The organism is Sphingobacteriaceae bacterium GW460-11-11-14-LB5 (genome assembly GCA_002151545.1).
Taxonomy (GTDB): Bacteria; Bacteroidota; Bacteroidia; order Sphingobacteriales; family Sphingobacteriaceae; genus Pedobacter.
This window is the reverse complement of sequence record CP021237.1, coordinates 993,037-1,009,493: the sequence shown is the minus strand read 5'-3', so window position 1 is coordinate 1,009,493 and position 16,457 is coordinate 993,037. Positions and strand designations below refer to the sequence as shown.

10 protein-coding genes and 1 pseudogene are annotated in these 16,457 nt (G+C 38.6%); 3 read left to right on the top strand and 8 right to left on the bottom strand.

Going from position 1 to position 16,457, the window contains the following annotated elements:
• Nucleotides 1-176: 176 nt before the first annotated feature.
• Nucleotides 177-875 carry a phosphonate ABC transporter ATP-binding protein gene (locus tag CA265_04175; GenBank protein ID ARS38917.1) on the bottom strand — a complete coding sequence of 233 codons (699 nt, stop codon included), beginning with the start codon at nt 873-875 and terminating at the stop codon, nt 177-179.
• Between the two features lie 122 nt (nt 876-997).
• The gene (locus CA265_04170) at nt 998-2,242 is read right to left on the bottom strand and encodes a transporter (protein ID ARS42881.1); all 1,245 of its coding nucleotides are present in this window, start codon (nt 2,240-2,242) and stop codon (nt 998-1,000) included.
• 390 nt (nt 2,243-2,632) lie between these two features.
• On the opposite strand from CA265_04170, the gene CA265_04165 reads away from it, so the two are divergent.
• The 3 genes from CA265_04165 to CA265_04155 all read left to right on the top strand — a co-directional run bounded on the left by CA265_04165 (nt 2,633) and on the right by CA265_04155 (nt 7,717).
• Nucleotides 2,633-4,003, top strand: a complete 1,371-nt coding sequence (locus CA265_04165; protein ARS38916.1) for a sigma-54-dependent Fis family transcriptional regulator — start codon at nt 2,633-2,635, stop codon at nt 4,001-4,003.
• Nucleotides 4,004-4,090: 87 nt separating this feature from the next.
• Complete coding sequence (locus CA265_04160) at nt 4,091-5,443, top strand: response regulator receiver protein (protein ARS38915.1); 1,353 nt, start codon at nt 4,091-4,093, stop codon at nt 5,441-5,443.
• An 84-nt stretch (nt 5,444-5,527) separates the two neighbouring features.
• Nucleotides 5,528-7,717, top strand: coding sequence for a bifunctional alpha,alpha-trehalose-phosphate synthase (UDP-forming)/trehalose-phosphatase (locus CA265_04155; GenBank protein ID ARS38914.1), 2,190 nt, complete (start codon nt 5,528-5,530; stop codon nt 7,715-7,717).
• Nucleotides 7,718-7,988: 271 nt separating this feature from the next.
• Here CA265_04155 and CA265_04150 read toward each other — a convergent pair whose 3' ends face one another.
• From CA265_04150 to CA265_04125, 6 genes and pseudogenes are all read right to left on the bottom strand, one after another.
• Complete coding sequence (locus CA265_04150; GenBank protein ARS38913.1) at nt 7,989-9,773, bottom strand: glycosyl hydrolase; 1,785 nt, start codon at nt 9,771-9,773, stop codon at nt 7,989-7,991.
• A 510-nt stretch (nt 9,774-10,283) separates the two neighbouring features.
• On the bottom strand, nt 10,284-11,552 hold the full coding sequence (locus CA265_04145) for a glucose-1-phosphate adenylyltransferase (GenBank protein ARS38912.1): 1,269 nt from the start codon (nt 11,550-11,552) through the stop codon (nt 10,284-10,286).
• A 9-nt stretch (nt 11,553-11,561) separates the two neighbouring features.
• On the bottom strand, nt 11,562-12,974 hold the full coding sequence (locus CA265_04140; GenBank protein ARS38911.1) for a glycogen synthase: 1,413 nt from the start codon (nt 12,972-12,974) through the stop codon (nt 11,562-11,564).
• A 295-nt stretch (nt 12,975-13,269) separates the two neighbouring features.
• The gene (locus CA265_04135) at nt 13,270-14,064 is read right to left on the bottom strand and encodes a uroporphyrinogen-III C-methyltransferase (protein ID ARS38910.1); all 795 of its coding nucleotides are present in this window, start codon (nt 14,062-14,064) and stop codon (nt 13,270-13,272) included.
• Between the two features lie 678 nt (nt 14,065-14,742).
• A complete protein-coding gene (locus CA265_04130; protein ID ARS38909.1) occupies nt 14,743-15,213 on the bottom strand; it encodes a hypothetical protein in 471 nt (156 codons plus the stop codon).
• A gap of 76 nt (nt 15,214-15,289) precedes the next feature.
• Nucleotides 15,290-16,299 (bottom strand): annotated as a pseudogene (locus CA265_04125) (multidrug transporter).
• Between the last annotated feature and the right edge of the window lie 158 nt (nt 16,300-16,457).

Genomic DNA, 16,457 nt, shown 5'->3' with positions numbered 1-16,457 from the left:
AAAATGCCTACCTGGTGATCTTTACTCTTTGCCTCCCCAATCTTCCCATCCGGGAAGATTATTGGGCGGCTATTATTAACTAAACTAAAATCTTTTTAGAGGTTGAAGCGAGAAGGGCGGAGGACTAAAGGTTAATATCACTCAACCCTCTACCTTAAAACCTTCAGCCTTTAACCTTAAATAAGTTCTTCATTCCGGCTTTTGTTAATCTTCTCCGATATCACATGACCATCTTTCAGGTTGATGATCCGGTTTGAAAAACTGGCATCGTGACTGGAGTGCGTAACCATTACGATAGTTGTTCCGGTTTCATTTAATTCGCAAAGGAGCTCCATTACTTCGTTACCATGCGAACTATCCAGGTTTCCGGTAGGCTCATCAGCCAGAACCAGTTTAGGTTTGGTAACCAAAGCCCTGGCTACTGCTACACGTTGCTGCTGTCCGCCTGATAATTGTTGAGGAAAATGACCGCTACGGTTTACAATATTCATCCTTTCGATGATTTCATTGACCAGTTTTTTGCGTTCTCCGGCAGGGATCTTGTTATAAATTAATGGTAGTTCGATGTTTTCGAAAACCGTTAATTCATCAATCAGATTGAAATTCTGGAAAACGAATCCCATATTTCTTTTTCGGAAATTTGAACGTTCCCTATCGTTAAGCGTTAAAAGCTCCGTATCGATAAATTTGTAGCTTCCATTTTCAGGCTTATCTAATAAACCCATTACATTTAACAAAGTAGATTTTCCGCAACCCGAAGGTCCCATGATTGAAACAAATTCTCCTGCCGCAACATGGAGGTTAATGCCATTAAGTGCCGTCGTTTCTACTTCTTCTGTCTTGTAAACTTTTTCCAGATTTTCTATTTTAATCATCGTATCAAGTATTATTCTAGTATCATGTATTTTATCAGGTATCAAAGCCTGATTATATTAATTGTCTATTTGCTTAATCAGTTAAATTGGCGCGAAACACCTAACGCCAAACGCTTACCGCTCTACTTATTAATCTCCACCTGGTCGTACTGGTTAAACTGATCGTAAGACGAGGTAATTACTTCATCACCTTTTTGCAAACCATCCAGTATTTCGTAGTACAGGTAATTTTTTCTTCCAATTTTTACATTTTTCTTCGTTGCTTTTCCATTGGCTACCACAAATACCCAGGAGCCACCTGTACTCTGGAAAAACTGTCCCTGAGCCAGAAGCAGCGATTTGCTGTTGTCAGACAAGGTTAATTTTGTTTGCAACGATAATCCGCGACGCAAACCTTCGGGTGCTGCTCCTTTAAAAACCATTTCTACCTGAAACTGACCTGCTGTAACCTCAGGTATTACTTTACTCACAGTTAAGTTATAAGTTTTACCATTAAACTCGCAGTTAGCAGTTTGTCCTTCTTTTACCCGATTGATATAATATTCATCCACACCTGCCTGAAGTTTATAACCTTGCAACACGTCAATCTTTCCAATCATTTCGTTAGAATTGTATGATTTACCAATTACCGGATCGTAAGACGATAATTTACCAGATACAGGGGCTTTGATCGTCATATTTTCGATGTTCTTACGGATCATCTCCAAACTTTCATTCATTTGTCCCATCGACTGATCGATTTGAGCAAGTTGCATCTTACGGCTTTGATTTTCCTGTTTAATGGCCTGACGTACAATTTTCAATTTACCCTGGTAATATTCATAATCCTGGTTCGACTTGTTAAATTCTTGCAGCGTAATTACCTTTTTGGCGAAAAGCGAGCTATCTAATCTAAATTGACGGGTTGCTGTACGTAAATTATTCTCTACATCTAATACATCCTGATTCAGGATCCTTTGATTTTGCTCTAAGTCTAACCTCGATTTACGCAGTTGATTGATTTGCTCGGTGGCGGCTGTTTGCTGCGAGGTATAACCCAACATGGCATTTGAATTCGCTATACGTAATAAAGGTGTACCTTTTACTACAGAAGCACCGTTCTCGGTAAAAATTTCGGCAACTGTTCCACCTTCCGATGAACTTACAATTACCGAAGTTAAAGGAACTACACTGGCATTTAATAACACGACATCTTCAAAATCGCCATATTCAACTTTACTGATGGTTAATTTATCGGCATCTGCACTGTAAACTTTTTTGAGGGACAAAGTATAGCCATAAATTACAACCGCTACAAAAGCAATTGCTCCACCTATAATTAAAAGGCTTTTAGTGCTAAATCTTTTTTTCTCTATTTTCTTATCCATGTGTTCGGTTGTACTGTTTGGTTTCACTAATAACCAAGCTTGTGCCAAAAGAACCAAACACATTTAAAACATTAATAATCAATAGATTAATAGTAGATTTATTTTTTACATGTTCATTATCGGACAGTTGATGTGCGGGAGCGGACAGTTTTATTACTTTTGCCTCAGCCCTTTATCCCCTCTCCTGGAGGAGAGGGGGCAGGGAGGAGAAAACAGGTTTGCCCCTCTATGTTGTAACATAAAAAGCATAAAACATTATCTTTAATAGGTTAAGTTAATCTATCAGATATGGATGATTATAAGAATAAGTTATTTCATGGTGCCAATTCGAAGCTGTAGAGGGACAGCAAAAAAGAATAAATATATACGAACTTTTAATAGGTAGAGGTTATGCTTGACGCCACAGTTTTAATTATCGATGATGACGACGATATCCTGCTTAGTGCCCGTTTGTTTTTAAAGCAGCAGGTAAAGCAAGTAATTACATGTAAATCGCCTAAAGAGATCAATGTTTTATTGAGCAAAAATGAAATTGATATCATCCTGCTGGATATGAACTACCAAAAAGGTGCCAGTGATGGTAGAGAAGGCCTTTATTGGCTGGAACATATTTTATCGATTGATAAAGATTATGTAGTCATACTAATGACTGCTTTTGGGAATGTTGAACTGGCCGTAAAGGCGATTAAAAAAGGAGCTACCGATTTTATTCTAAAACCCTGGGAAAATGAAAAGCTGTTTGCCACTATTTCATCGGCATCTAAACTTCGCGAGTCGACCAAAAAGGTAAAGAAACTAGAAAAAATACATTCATCGCTCCAAAAAGACCTTACCCGGGGTTTCGAGAACATTGTGGGGCAGGCAGATGAAATAAAACAATTGCAAAATACGCTTTTAAAAGTGGCCCCTACGGACGCTAATGTGCTTATTCTGGGTGAAAACGGAACGGGGAAACAAGTTTTCGCTTATGAAATCCATGGTAACTCGCAAAGGAAAAACCAGGTTTTTATGCATGTGGATTTGGGTTCTTTAAATGAAAATTTATTTGAAAGTGAGTTATTCGGCTATGCGAAAGGTGCTTTTACCGATGCCAAAGAAGATAAACCCGGCCGCTTTGAGCTGGCCGATGGCGGAACGATATTTTTAGACGAGATTGGAAATTTAACATTACCGCTTCAGGCTAAACTGTTAAGCGTTTTGCAAAACCGGACGGTAACCCGTTTAGGAGAAAGCAAAGAACGTAAGGTAAATGTTCGCTTAATAACGGCCACCAATATGCCTTTGAATGAAATGGTAGCTAAAAATACCTTCAGGCAGGATTTACTTTTCCGCATTAACACAGTTGAACTTTTATTACCAGCTTTGCGTAAACGTGGAACAGATATTTTACTTTTAGCCAATCATTTTATGCAGGTTTTTAGCGCTAAGTATCACAAAGACATCCGTAAGCTGAGCAATAAAGCCCAGCAAGCACTTTTACAATATAAATGGCCGGGCAATGTCCGCGAGTTACAACACGTTTTAGAAAGAGCCGTTATTATGAGCGATGGTGCAGATATTGCAGAAGAAGATTTGCAGTTGAGTCCGCAGCGCTACGCACAAAACAACACCATACCAGACGAGATGGCACTGGAGGATATGGAAAAAATGATGGTGCAAAAAGCAATTGATAAACACAAAGGAAATATATCAAAAGCCGCAGCAGAACTTGGCTTAACCCGTGCTGCACTGTACAGGAGAATTGAGAAATTTGGAATTTAAAAGAGGTGTATGGTGTAAGGTTTAAGGCGTAAGGTTAATCGCCGAACAAAACCCTAAACCCTAGACCTTAAACCCTAAACCTTAATGATGTTTTACCAACGTTTTACTTTTCGTTTAATAGTTCGCCTGCTGATCATCAATCTGCTCGGCTACCTCTTATTTTACCTGATTAAAAACACGCAGCTCTGGTTTACGATAACAGGTGTTGCATTGATTTTGTTGGGAACCATCATTTCACTTTACTATTACATCAATCAAATCCGCTCAGATATTAACCGTTTTATCTTAGCCGTTAAAACAAGAGATCATACCCTAAACTTCAAAAACAAAGCAACTAAAGGAAGTTTCCCTGAATTATACGAATCATTCAGCGATATTTTACAGGTCCACAAACAAATCCGGCTGGAACAGGAAGCTATTTTTCAACTGATCAAAACCATTCTGGAACAAGTTCCTGTGGGTGTAATTGTGGTCAATAATACAGAGCAGGAGAAAGAAGAGATTGCGTTTTTTAACCAGGCAGCATCCAGTCTTTTAGGTGTTCCTGCTTATAAATATTGGCACCGGTTAAAGGAGCACCTGCCCAGTTTTTCTAACGAGGTTGAACAGATTTCTTCAGGAGGAAAAAGATTTTTGGAGTTAAAAATCCAGGATAAACTGATTCAATTATCAACCGAAGTGATCCCTTTAAACCTTTACGGAAACAATTATACCATCATCAGTTTTCAAAACATTAAAGATGAAATTGAGCAAAAAGAAACAGAAGCGTGGAATAGATTAATTGGCGTAATTTCTCATGAGATCTTAAATTCGATCACGCCGATCAGTTCACTGTCTGACACCATAAACAAAATGGTAAGTGATAAAAAAATGCTCACCGAAGATGAAATGGATGATTTAAAAACAGCTTTGCAAACCATCCAGCGTAGATCATCGGGCTTATTGGATTTTGTGAAAGACTATCGATTGATTGCTGAGTTGCCTACCCCAAACCTCGAATCGCATACCATTGGCGAAATACTGAAACACATTAAAGTATTAATGCAGCCTTTTGCAAAAGTTAAAAATGTGGTATTGGATGTGGAGCAAACTTCTTCAAAAATCACCATTCAGCTCGATTTAAAATTAATTGAACAAGTGCTGATTAACCTGATTACCAACAGTATTTATGCTGTAGAAAACAGCGAACACCCACACATCAATGTAAATTATCGCTTAGAAAACACCAAATTGTATATTGATGTGAGCGATAACGGAAAGGGTATCGATGCCGGTGATCTCGAAAAGATATTTGTCCCATTTTACACCACCAGAAAAAATGGTTCAGGAATAGGCTTAACCATTAGCCGTAATATTATGAAAATGCACAGGGGCAGTATAGAAGTTATTTCAATACCCGATAATGGCACTACTTTTTCGTTGGTATTTAATTATGTTTAATCATTTGAATGTTTTTTTGAGTTAAAATATCAAACAAAACCAGTTTGATATGCTTTTAATGATGTGGATACATCAAATACAAGCATGAAGACAGTTATAATATCGAACAGACTACCCGTTAAAATCATTGAAGAAAACGACGAATACACGTTTATTCCGAGTGAAGGCGGCCTTGCTACCGGACTAGGAGACGTTTATAAATCAGGAAATTCCATCTGGATCGGCTGGCCAGGAATTGAAGTACCAGAAGAACGTCAGGAAGAAGTTACACAAAAACTTGCCGAACTAAACCTCTACCCGGTTTTCCTTACTCAAAACGAAATCAATTTATATTACGAAGGCTTTTCGAACGAAATATTATGGCCCGTATTTCATTACCTCGTTACTTACGCACATTACGAACAAAACTACTGGGACTGCTATCGATCGGTTAATGAGAAATTTGCAAAAAGCGCGATGCAGGTGCTGAACAGAAAAGATAAAGTCTGGATCCAGGACTACCAGTTACTCCTTCTCCCAGGCATATTAAGAGAAAAACTTCCTAATGCCACCATTGGTTTTTTCCAGCATATACCCTTTCCGTCATACGAAATATTCAGGTTGATTCCCTGGCGTGAAGAGCTCTTAAACGGGCTTATCGGTGCCGATTTAATCGGTTTCCATACTTTTGATGATGTTCGCCACTTTATCAGTACCGCAACACGTTTACTTCCGGTAAATTCCTCATCAAACATACTCAGCAGCAACGAACGACAAATTGTAGTGGAAGCTTTCCCAATGGGAATCGATTATAATAAGTTTTCAGGTTTAACCGCAACGGAGGAAGTACAAAAAGAGATTGCCTATTTCAGATCAGGTAAGGAACATACGAAAGTAATCTTGTCTATCGATCGGCTCGATTATAGCAAAGGCATACTGGAAAGGTTAAAAGCTTTAGAATTACTGCTCCAGCACCATCCCGAATATATTGGCAAAATCGAACTTTTTATGATTGTGGTTCCTTCGAGGGATACCGTACCAAAATACAGTGAATTAAGAGATCAGATTGATCAGTTTGTTGGAAATTTAAATGCCAGGTACCGTTCAATGAACTGGATTCCGGTAAATTATTTTTACCGCTCCTTCCCTATTGAAGTGTTATCGGCCCTTTACTCCACAGCAGATATCTGTTTGGTTACGCCTATGCGCGATGGAATGAATCTGGTTAGTAAAGAATATGTGGCCAGCCGGAACAATAATGACGGGGTGTTGATTTTAAGCGAAATGGCCGGTGCATCCAAGGAGTTAACAGATGCAGTTATTGTTAATCCGAATAACCTCGGCGACATTATGGAAGCCATTGTAACTGCGCTTAAAATGCCTTTAGCAGAACAAAAACAACGTATGAAAGCCATGCGTGCAATTGTAGAAAAATTCAATGTTAAACATTGGGTGAACAATTTTATTTTAAGATTAAACGAAGTGAAAGATTCTCAAAAATCCTTATTAACAAAACATGCCGTAAATGCCATTAACGAAGTAATTGCAAGCCAATATGCAAAAACCCAAGATCGTGTACTATTTTTAGATTATGATGGCACACTGGTAGATTTTACGGGAAATATTGACGATGCTTCGCCAGATGCAGAATTATACGATTTAATTGAGAACCTAACGCTTGATAAGGCCAATAAAGTTGTAATTATTAGTGGCAGAAGAAATGAAACGCTTGAAAAGTGGTTTGGGCACCTAAAGGTAGATTTGATTGCGGAGCATGGAGCCTGGCAAAAATCGTTCGAAGATAAATGGAACAGCCTGCCACTGTTAACCGATCAGTGGAAACAGGAAATCAAAACGCTATTGGAAACTTATACCGACCGTACGCCGGGATCGTTTATCGAAGAAAAAAGTTACTCATTGGTTTGGCATTACCGGAAAGCAGAAGAAGGACTTGGCGATTTAAGGGCCAATGAAATTATCAGCCATATGAAAATTTTGGCTGCAGATAAAGGCCTGCAACTCATGCCAGGCAATAAGGTAATCGAGTTTAAAAACATGGAGGTTAACAAAGGCAAAGCAGCCTTAAATTGGTTGTACAATAAAAAACCTGATTTTATTTTGGCGCTTGGCGATGACCATACCGATGAAGATATTTTTAGGGCATTGCCAGATGATGCTTTTACCATTAAAGTTGGCAATAACATTTCAGAAGCCAAGTATTACCTAAATGATTTTAAAGAAGTGCGAAAACTGCTCTGGAGTTTAGTAAAAGAAGAGTTTGTGGGAAGGAGTTAAATTTTAGCGTAAACGTCATCCCCAACTCGATTGGGGATGACGTTATGCTTATTGCTCTAAGATTCCCGGATACACGGGAATGACATCAATTAAGTAAAAACATTTTCTCAATAGGAATCGTCATTTCGAGCGGAATGCAGCGTAATCGGGAAATCTAACTATATAGATCTCTCCATTTCACTGTGTTCCAGTCGAGATGACGATATTTTTAAGTTAGTCGGGATTTGCAATCCCGACTCTTGAAATGTGGATTTGCAATCCACTTACTGCCTTACAAAAATATCGGCCTATCCAGTTTAATTGCAATGCGATAAGCCGCATTCATTAATCCCACATGGCTATAAGCTTGCGGGAAATTACCCCACTGGCTACCCGTTTTAGCATCAACATCCTCACTGAATAAAAGAAGGTGGTTACAATATTTAATAATGTTTTCGAATTCTTTTATCGCTTCATCGGTTCGGCCAACGCATGCCAAAGCTTCCACATACCAAAAGGCACAAATTAAAAATGTGGTTTTTGGTTTACCAAAATCATCAGCATGTAAATAACGGTAAAATAGTCCATCTTCCGTTTTCAGTTCTTTTTCTAAAGCTATTAAATGATCCTTTGCCCGGTCTGATGCAGGATCCAAATAATTCATCATGATCAATTGTAAGGTGCTGGCATCTAAATGCGGGCTTCCTACAGCGTTGGTATACACTTTTCGTTCCGGATCGTAACAGGCTTCTATGTGTGCAGCAGCTTTATCAATTAAAACCTGCGCGCGTTTCTCAAAATCATCATTACCAATTGTTTTGGCCATTTTTAAAGCAGCCTGTGCGCCTGCCCATTGAAATAAATTACTGTAACAATGTACATTGGCAATATTTCTGAATTCCCAGATTCCGGCATCCTTTTCATCAATTGTCCGTTCAATTTTAGAAAGCACACTTTCAATCCACCTTACCGAATCGCTACGTTCTGAAAAAACAAAACGGTGGTCGGTATAGAGTGGTAACATCGAAATTAAAACCTGACCATAAATATCATTCTGAATATGTTCATAGGCCTGGTTCCCTACCCTAATGGGCTGTTCGCCCTTGTATCCTGTCAAATGGTCTAATGTACGTTCGGTAATTTCCCTTTCACCCGCAATGCCATACAGGGGTTGGTAACGTATATCCTCCGCGTGCGAAATATCAGACAGGTAATTAAAATACCGCTCCATTTCTTCAAAATGGCCAATATGGTTTAACGAAGTTAATACATAGTGAGAATCGCGCAGCCAGCAATACCGGTAATCCCAGTTTCGGGTACTACCCGGTGATTCTGGTAAACTGGTTGTACTTGCAGCTATAATTGCGCCAGTGTCTTCATATTGGTGGATTTTAAGCACCAGGGCCGAACGGATAACAAAAGGCTGGTAAAAACCTGCAATGGACGAATGTTTAATCCATAACCGCCAATAAGCTATCGTTTCACGCAAAAAATTTTCAGCAGTACTTACTACAGGAGCTTCCAGATTTTGGCCATACGTCATGATGAGATATTTAGCCTCATTCAGTACAAATGCTTTCTCGTCAAAAATATAGGTAAGCGATACATTCGTACTTAAACGGATATTTTCGTCACAACCCAGATAATCAATGTGATTACTGCCCCTGCTCGATTTCATTTTACCTTTTCCATAATCGCACACAGGCTTGCACTTGATGGTAATGCGCGGGCTCCCTTCCAAAGGTTCGATTTTTCTGATGAACATGAGCGGTTTAAAATAACGATCGTATAGATGAAAACGGGGTGCAAAATCTGTAATCCGGTATTTTCCATCTTCGGCAGTAATCTCTGTTCTTAACACATTGGTGTTCTCGATATAATATTGATGAGAAGTGAATTCGCCTTGTGGCAAGATTGAAAATTCACCTCCCTTTTTCTCATCCAATAAACTGCCAAATACAAAAGGGCTATCGAAGCGGGGCCAGCAAAGCCAGGATATATCGGTGTTTTTATTTACGTGTGCAATGAAAGCGCAATTTCCTATAATTCCGGTTTGATAAAGATGCTTTTCGGCCATAGACTATAATTTTGTTTATTTTAGTAACAAGCCGATTAGGAAAATGTTAGAGAGAAAATTTTAAAAAAGCTTTTACAGGCTTTAAAAACTTATAAAATCTGTGCTAAAATAATGAGGTATTTATTCGTTTTTGGAAATGGAGGGTTCTGTTTCAATCGCTTACTCCAGCCCTGCAATCGCTTCAAGTCCTCACTCGTTCCTCGCTCCGGGCTTTCCGCTTTATCAGGTTTATAAACAAGGGTTCTGATACATTTTTAATTAGCACAGGCCTATTTCAATAAGGCCGATTGAAATGATTTCGATTTTTCATCGGAAGTAATGAAAAGCGGGGCCAACATTAAAAAGACTTACTGCAAATGCCTTCCAAATAAAACTAAAAATTTATCAGAGTCCTCACTCGTTCCTCGCTCCGGGCTTTCCGCTTTATCAGGTTTATAAACAAGGGTTCGTCCAAATAAAAAGCCAGCCACGAAATCGCGACTGGCTTCTGGTTAATGAATAATGATTATTTTAAATCACAGTACCGCTAGGCACTACTGCTCCTTTTTTAATGACCACTATGCCATCTTTAACGGCATAAAGTTCGAAGTCGCCATCTTCTAAATGGTCGCCGCCATTAATTTTTACATCGTTCCCGATGCGACAGTTTTTATCGATAATCGCGTTGTTAATATGACAGCGGTCTCCGATACCGATTAATGAATGCCCTTTACTGGTTTCATCCTGAATTTCTTCCAGTGTTTGGTACCGATCGCTACCCATTATGTAGGCATTGGTAATTACGGTATCTTTTCCAATTCTTGATCTGATCCCTAAAACCGCATGTTCTACTTTACTGGCCTGAATAATACAGCCCTCGGCAATAATGGTTTTATCCAAAGTGGTACCCGAAATTTTCGATGGCGGTAACATCCTCGCTCTTGTAAAAATAGCATGGTTACTATCGAACATATTAAATTTAGGAATTTCATCCGTTAAGCCTAAATTGGCCTCAAAGAAAGATGAAATATTTCCAATATCAGTCCAGTAACCTTCGTACTGATAGCTTAAAACCCTGCTCTGAGAAATTGCTCTAGGCAAAATTTCTTTACCAAAATCTTTCTCCTCTTCGTTCTCATTTAAGATATTGATCAGGTACTCGCGGTTGAATACGTAAATACCCATCGAAGCTAAGAAATTACGTCCCTCGCCCTGCATTTCTTCACCGGTATCCGAAATCCAATCTTCTAAACCCGTTTTAGGTTTTTCGATAAAAGAAGTGATCATGTTTTCATCATCAGCCTTTAAAATACCAAAATCAGTTGCATCTTTTGCCGTCACCGGAATAGTTGCAATAGTAATTTCTGCATTGGCTTCGATATGTTTTTCGATCATATCTTTAAAGTCCATCTGATACAACTGATCGCCCGATAAGATTAAGATGTAATCGAACTCGTGCGAAACAATGTGATGCATACACTGACGGACTGCATCTGCTGTACCCTGAAACCAACCTGAGTTTTGTACAGTTTGTTCAGCCGCCAAAATATCAACAAAGGCCGTACTAAAATGGCTAAAGTGATACGTGTTTTTAATGTGTTTGTTTAGGGATGCTGAATTAAACTGGGTTAACACAAACATTCGATGAATACCAGAATTCAGGCAGTTTGAAATCGGGATGTCTACCAATCTGTATTTACCAGCAATCGGAACTGCCGGTTTAGAACGTGTTTGTGTTAGTGGCGATAATCTAGAGCCCTGGCCACCGCCAAGGATAACGCCTAAAACTTTGTCGGTCATAGTTTAAGCTTATTTTAATATTTGATATAATTCAATATAATTCAATGCTGCCTTATCCCACGAATGGTCTATTTTCATCATTGTTTTTCTAACTGCTTTAAAAGCTTTTTTATCATTATATAATTCAACAGCACGGTTAATGGCGTGGGTAACATCCCAAATACTGGTTTGATCGTGGCAAATCCCAAAGCCCTTATCGCCTATATCAATGACTGTATCTTTCAATCCTCCAATACGGCGCACAATAGGAACCGTTCCATACCTTAATGCATAAAGCTGATTTAAACCACAAGGTTCAACCCGTGATGGCATAATCAGAAAATCTGCTCCAGCATACATCTCGTGCGAAACCTGTTCGTTGTAGCCAATATAAGCATTGTATTTACCTGTAAAAATATCTTTCAATTGATTTAACCGGCCTTCCACCCAATTGTCTCCTGATCCCAACACCAGAACATTGATGTTATCACCATGTTGTTGTAAAGCGGTATAAAAAATATCGGGCAATAAATCGGCTCCTTTTTCATCAACTAACCTGCCGATAAAAGTAAACAGGGGTTTAGACGCATCCAATTGAAAAACATCACAGAGTGCTGTTTTGTTTGCCAGTTTGCCTGCTTCAACTGTTTTTAAATTATAACCTTTACTCAGCATCGGATCGGTTTCCGGATTCCAAACCTCGCTATCGATTCCATTTAATATTCCTAATGATTTCCATCGCTCCTGCCTTAACAAACTTTCCAATCCACGTGCATTGTTCATCATCTCATCCAGGTAACTTGGCGATACGGTGGTTACCCTCCAGGCACATTTAATGGCCGATGCTAAAGGGTTAATGGCATCTTCCCAGCCCAGTAAACCACCTTTCCATAAATCGAATGCTGGTATATAGTATAATTTATCCCAGCCAAACTGACCCTGATATTGTGCATTGTGAATGGTTAAAACTGTCGGAATGCCACTTATTGGCTTATATTTTACGCAATTTGAAACCATAAAAGGAATTAAACCTGTATGGTGATCGTGACAATGAATGACATCCGGACGATGTTCCCATTGTACAATCCAATCGAGTGTGGCAATCTGGAAAGCGACAAATCTTTCTGTATCATCGTGATATCCATATACGCCCGGGCGATCCGTTAAACCCTGGATATGAACAATGTATAAATCGAAACCAAGTTTATTGGTTTTTTCTTTTAATATGCGGTATTGAAAATGATTGTTTCCGTAATTTGCCCAGGCATCATAAGTCACTTCAAATTCACTTTCACGGATAAATTTTGTATCGTAAGCTGGTATTACCACCTTGGCAATGTGGCCTAATTTATTTTGGTACTTTGGTAAGGCTCCTACTACATCGGCTAAACCTCCAACTTTTGCTGCAGGGTAACACTCAGCACTTATATGTATAATTTCCATCAAATATTTGGTCTAGATAACCTAAGTAAGTTACTAATTGTTTTGAATTTTGCAAATAATGATAATTAAATTTTTAGTTAATCGTTTTAAACTGTTAAATACCCTATATATGGCTCATTTAACCCTTTCGGCAAGGCCATCCATCTTAAAGTAGAACAGATTATGCGGTTAATAAGAGTTATCTATACCTGGATTTTTTGACATCAACAGCGACTCTACCAAACGCAAAAAAACCGCTTAAATCCTTAAGCGGTTTTAACAACAAAACAAATATATTTTTGGTTTAAAAAATATCTTAATATTCTTCGGCGATAATTTCGTAGAAATCGCGGATCGGCTGAAATTGCGGGTGTAAGGAAACTACATCTCCAAAAACCAATAAAGCTGGTGCGGTTATTCTTTTATCTTCAACAATCTCAGCAATGGTATCAACAATGCCAACTGCAATTTTTTCTTCTGAGGTAGAACCATTTTGAATGACTGCTACTGGCAAAAGATTTTTATTTTCTGCCTGGAATATGGCTGCAATTTCTTTTACTTTTTCAATTCCGTTTAATACCACAATAGTCGCTTTGGTTTTTGCTGCGATATATAAATCTTCAGAAATTTCTCCTTTTGAGTTTGTTCCGGTTACTGCCCAAAAACTTTCGCTCAAATCTTTATAAATCATTGGGATCTTTTGCAAACTTGGCGCACCCGTTGCACTCGAAATACCCGGAATAATTTCAGTAGGGATACTGTACGATTCTGCAGCATCTATTTCTTCGTATCCTTTGGCGAAGAAAAACGGATCGCCGCTTTTTAAACGTACCACGTGACCGTAGTTTAAAGCATAATCAACAATCAGTTTGTTAACTGCATCCTGCGAAAACGATTCATCATCTGAACGTTTACCCACGTAAACTTTTGGAATACCATCTGGTGCATGACATAATAAAGCTTCGTTCACATTTGCATCATACAAAACAACATCAGCTGTTTTTAATGCTTTAACACCTTTTAAACTAAATAAATCCGGATCGCCAGGACCTGCACCTATTAAAGTAATTCTTGGTTCAATGTTCGCTTTTTCTACTTTATTCAAAATCATAACAGATAATTTAAGCTCGTTATACGTTTGTTAATTATACAAATATATAAAGTCTATGGGAATAGTAGTAATTTATTTTAAAATATTTTCATTTAATTTTTTAGCAGGTGTCGATTTTGATGATTTTAACTGTTAATGAGGAACTTATATTTCTGAACGCGATGAAGAATCCTTATTCTGACACATAAGATCTACTTCAAAGATCCTTTGACTTCGCTCAGGATGACCAACTAATTGGAGATTCCGTGTTTTCTGTGCCTCCGTGGCAAAAACAAACACAATAAAAACGAACGGACATGGTCTTAGCGAGACGCTAAGACCAGTAGCGGCGATGAAGAATCTTTATTCTGACACAGAAGATCTATTTCAAAAGATCCTTCGACTCCGCTCAGGACGACCAACTGATTGGAGATTCCGTATTTTCTGTGCCTCCGTGGCAAAAACAAACATAGTAAAATGAACATGGTCTTAGCGAGACGCTAAGACCAGTAGCATGGATAATCTTTATGCTGACACATGAGAGCTACTTCAAAGATCCTTCGGCTCCGCTCAGGACGACCAACTGATTGGAGATTCCGTGTTTTCTGTGCCTCCGTGGCAAAAACAAACATAGTAAAATGAACATGGTCTTAGCGAGACGCTAAGACCATTAGCTTTCATTTTAGCTCAGAATTAAATTTACTTACAATCTACACCTTGAAAAATAAATTTACCGGCTTCGAAATTAATAGGTTTATCTTTAACAAAATACGACCTTCCGAGCGTGGTTTCAATTTGCCCTATGCCCATAATGAGTTTTCCATCTTTCTTTAAAAATGCCAATGGATTGGTATAAACGCTTACCGTATCTTCACCGGTTTTAAAGCGGTAATCGACCAATAAAGTATCGCCATTAAATTTTCCATCAATGGTGCCATTGTTATGGGGTTTCTCTCCGTAGTTAATCAATAATGAGCCTGTAACTTTACCAGAGGCCAATATTTTAACATTCATGGCAGCACTGTCTTTTTCAAAGGCCGCAGCATAACAGTTCTCAGTAACCAAAGAATCGGTTTTGGTTTTAGCGCCAGTGGCTGTTTTATTATTTTGGGTACAGGCATACGCAAAAGGGATTGCTGCCAGGGCAAGGTAAAGGATATTTCTTTTCATGGTATTTGTCGTTTATTGTTTTCTACTTCAATATACAAATACGATGACTATTTCCCATCATTTCCATAATGCAAATTTACATCAGAATACTATTTTCGGGTGTTAGTACCGGCGGCAGATCTGTTTCATCAAGCATATCCCTCATATCGATTTCTATTGTCCGCGAGATATTGCTAATTGGCACATCATTGGCACTTCCTTCAAAAGGGTTGGTAGAACTTTCGCCAACAATATCCAGCGAGTTAAACACCCAGGTGAGTAAAATGGCGAATGGAATATTTAACCAAATAGAATAACCCTCAATCAAAGTACCATTCCCCAGTTTGTTAAACTCGTTTAATAAGCCATATGGCACTAAAAACACAAATAAGTTTAACATAATGGTTGCTATTGATGAAAAGTGGCGTGGGTAAGGGAAATTTTTAATTCTTTCGGCTTTGCCCTGGTTATCGTAAAAACTGGTAACCGAACTTTGCAAAGATTGTAGTTGCAAGTCGGATAAGTTCCCTGCAGCAGCCAATTTATTGATATGGCGAGATTGTAAAGCCATTAACTGAGTAGATTTATTTTTCTTGGTTAAAATGTATTTCAACTCATCTGTTGAAAGATATTTCGATAAGATATCTTCTAACTTCTCCGTTTTTTCGGAAACATGATATAGTCTGGCATATTCTATATTACGGGGATCGTTCGAGTTTTCCCAGGCCCTCGGCTCTCTTAACTGAAACCGAAGGGCGGTTAACCAGGCGAAATGGCGGTAAAAAATAACCTGAATGTCTGCCTTTTTATCCTGATTGGCCAGGTAATCGCGTACCATGACCCCAAAAGCACGACTCGCATTGATAATTCCACCATAAATCTGCCTGGCTTCCCAAAGACGTGCGTAACTGGCATTATTTTAAAACTTATGATAAAGGAAACAGCAGTACCTAAAAGTGCCACCGGGACCCAGGAAATGGAAAGAAATGTGAACTTACAGAAATGATAAAGAACAGTTGGAATAATGGCGAGAATGGTTAAACGATAAATATCTCGTCGGGTCCATACAATAAATTCGAAAAAGGTGTATTTCTTTCCAGCGTGCATAGTTTTAGGTTTATTCGGAAAATTATCTGAGGGATTTAAACTAAGATATAAAAAAAATTAAAGGGCTTAAATTTAAAATATTTAAAAAGCGTGTAAACGAAAAACGGGGCTGCCTGATGGTGCCCCGCTGAAATTGCTTTCCCTTTAGATTAAAAACC

Bases quoted from the DNA above. Each gene is read 5' to 3' on its own strand.
- CA265_04175 (ARS38917.1), bottom strand. From the start codon at position 875: ATGATTAAAATAGAAAATCTGGAAAAAGTTTACAAGACAGAAGAAGTA.
- CA265_04155 (ARS38914.1), top strand. From the start codon at position 5,528: ATGAAGACAGTTATAATATCGAACAGACTACCCGTTAAAATCATTGAA.
- CA265_04160 (ARS38915.1), top strand. From the start codon at position 4,091: ATGTTTTACCAACGTTTTACTTTTCGTTTAATAGTTCGCCTGCTGATC.
- CA265_04130 (ARS38909.1), bottom strand. From the start codon at position 15,213: ATGAAAAGAAATATCCTTTACCTTGCCCTGGCAGCAATCCCTTTTGCG.
- CA265_04140 (ARS38911.1), bottom strand. From the start codon at position 12,974: ATGGAAATTATACATATAAGTGCTGAGTGTTACCCTGCAGCAAAAGTT.
- CA265_04150 (ARS38913.1), bottom strand. From the start codon at position 9,773: ATGGCCGAAAAGCATCTTTATCAAACCGGAATTATAGGAAATTGCGCT.
- CA265_04170 (ARS42881.1), bottom strand. From the start codon at position 2,242: ATGGATAAGAAAATAGAGAAAAAAAGATTTAGCACTAAAAGCCTTTTA.
- CA265_04145 (ARS38912.1), bottom strand. From the start codon at position 11,552: ATGACCGACAAAGTTTTAGGCGTTATCCTTGGCGGTGGCCAGGGCTCT.
- CA265_04135 (ARS38910.1), bottom strand. From the start codon at position 14,064: ATGATTTTGAATAAAGTAGAAAAAGCGAACATTGAACCAAGAATTACT.
- CA265_04165 (ARS38916.1), top strand. From the start codon at position 2,633: ATGCTTGACGCCACAGTTTTAATTATCGATGATGACGACGATATCCTG.